Below are 1,706 nucleotides of genomic sequence, written 5' to 3'. Positions count from 1 at the left end.
GCCAAGAACCCCAACGGGTTCGCGAAAGGTGATTGGATGCCCTACTGGGTCGTGAAGTACGAACTGACCAAGGTCGGCTCGACCAAGTCCATCAAGGGCGACATGATGCCCATGGTGGCCAACGACGGCCCGCACTATGGCGACAACGTCAAGCTCGAAGGTCCGGGCAAGTACAAGTTGAAGCTCACCATCTCCTCGCCGCAGGCCAATGAACATGCGCACTTCGGTCGCCACGTCGACAAGGAAACCGGGGTCGGCCCGTGGTTCAAGACCTTCGAGCTGAACTACGACTTCACCTTCGCCGGCATCGGCAAGAAGGGCGGTTACTAAACTGCTTAAGCTGCTTACTGGATGCGCTCCAGTTGACCAGGCAGTATTGATGTGACCCCGGCCCGCACTGTTCGCGGCGGGCCGGTGTGATTTTTCAGGATTACCGGAGTCTTCATGATCGCAAGAATTGTCCGTCTCAGTTGCTTGGCGCTGGCCTTGCTGGGGCTTGCTGCTCAGGTGCAGGCCTCTGACCTGCCGACCTTCAAGCTGGAGATGCAGGACGGCAAGCTGATCCCGCCGCGCATCGAAGTGCCGGCCGGCCAGCGCATCAAGATCGAAGTACATAACACCGGCAAGTCTGCCGTCGAGTTCGAAAGTGTCGAACTGCGCAAGGAAAAGGTGCTGGCGCCGGGTGCCCAGTCCTTCGTGGTGATCGCCCCCTTGCGTCCGGGTGAATACAAGTTTTTCGATGACTTCCACCTCAACATGCCGCAGGGCGTGATCGTGGCCAAGTAAGGGCCAGGCCGCACGCAAGCGACACGGAAGTCAGGTTTTTCCAGGAAGGGAAGTTTGATGGGACAGGTCATGTTCATCGTCTGGCGCGAAAGCGTCGAGGCGCTTCTGGTGGTCGGCATTCTCTATGCCTGGCTGAAAAACGGCGATGTCGGCGCGCGCCGCGGCATCCCCTATCTGTGGGGCGGCGTGGCGGCCGGCGTGGTGCTGGCAGCCGCCCTGGGCGCGGCCCTGCTGGGCTTTTCCGAACTGCTCTCGGGCGACGCCCAGACCTACTTCCAGATCGCCATCGTGCTGATCGCGGCGGTGCTGATCGTGCAGATGGTGTTCTGGATGCGCAAGCACGGTCGCACCCTCAAGAAGGAGATGGAAAGCTCCATGCAGTCCAGCTACGAGAGCGGCAACTGGTGGGGTGTGTTCGTGCTGGTGATGCTGGCCATTGCTCGCGAGGGTAGCGAGACGGCGGTGTTCCTCTACGGCATCGGCCTGGGGCAGCAGGATGCCAGCCCGGCCTCGCTGGTGCTGGCCGGCGTGATCGGTTTCGGCCTGGCCTTCCTGACCTTCTATCTGTTGCAACTGGGCGGCAAGATCTTCTCCTGGCGCCGCTTCTTCCAGGTCACCGAAGTGATCCTGCTGTTGCTGGCTGCGGGTCTGTTGGTGACCGGCGTGGAAAAGCTCTTCGACGTCCTGCTGGAAAACTCCGACGCCCTGGCCTCGGCCAACTGGACCATGACCTTGACCGGCCAGCTCTGGGATACCTCGTCCTTCCTGGATGATTCGTCTACCTTCGGCAATCTGGTCTCGACCCTGACTGGCTACCGTGCCCGTCCGGCGCTGCTGTCGGTGATCGTCTACGTCCTCTACTGGGCCGTGGTATGCTCGGCCCTCTATCGAAAACCCAAGCCTGCGCCCCAGGGCAAAAG

At 61.2% G+C, this 1,706-nt stretch carries 3 protein-coding genes; all 3 read left to right on the top strand.

Annotated features, from left to right (window positions below; genetic code table 11):
- A partial coding sequence (locus tag I5W_RS28935; protein WP_044531847.1) for an iron transporter occupies nucleotides 1-330 on the top strand: 330 nt, incomplete at its 5' end.
- 114 nt (nucleotides 331-444) lie between these two features.
- Nucleotides 445-786 (top strand): cupredoxin domain-containing protein, encoded by a 342-nt coding sequence (locus I5W_RS28930; protein ID WP_017450258.1) that lies wholly within the window; start codon nucleotides 445-447, stop codon nucleotides 784-786.
- 57 nt (nucleotides 787-843) lie between these two features.
- Nucleotides 844-1,706 (top strand): FTR1 family iron permease (locus I5W_RS28925; RefSeq protein ID WP_044531846.1); only part of this gene is annotated, 863 nt, incomplete at its 3' end.

Source organism: Herbaspirillum sp. B65 (assembly GCF_000333555.1).
Taxonomy (GTDB): domain Bacteria; phylum Pseudomonadota; class Gammaproteobacteria; order Burkholderiales; family Burkholderiaceae_D; genus Herbaspirillum; species Herbaspirillum rubrisubalbicans.
The sequence above is the reverse complement of the archived record's forward strand: the minus strand, read 5'-3'. Positions and strand labels throughout refer to the sequence as shown.

What these genes read in the sequence shown, in the direction of transcription:
- I5W_RS28930 (WP_017450258.1), top strand. Translation starts at nt 445, where the DNA reads ATGATCGCAAGAATTGTCCGTCTCAGTTGCTTGGCGCTGGCCTTGCTG.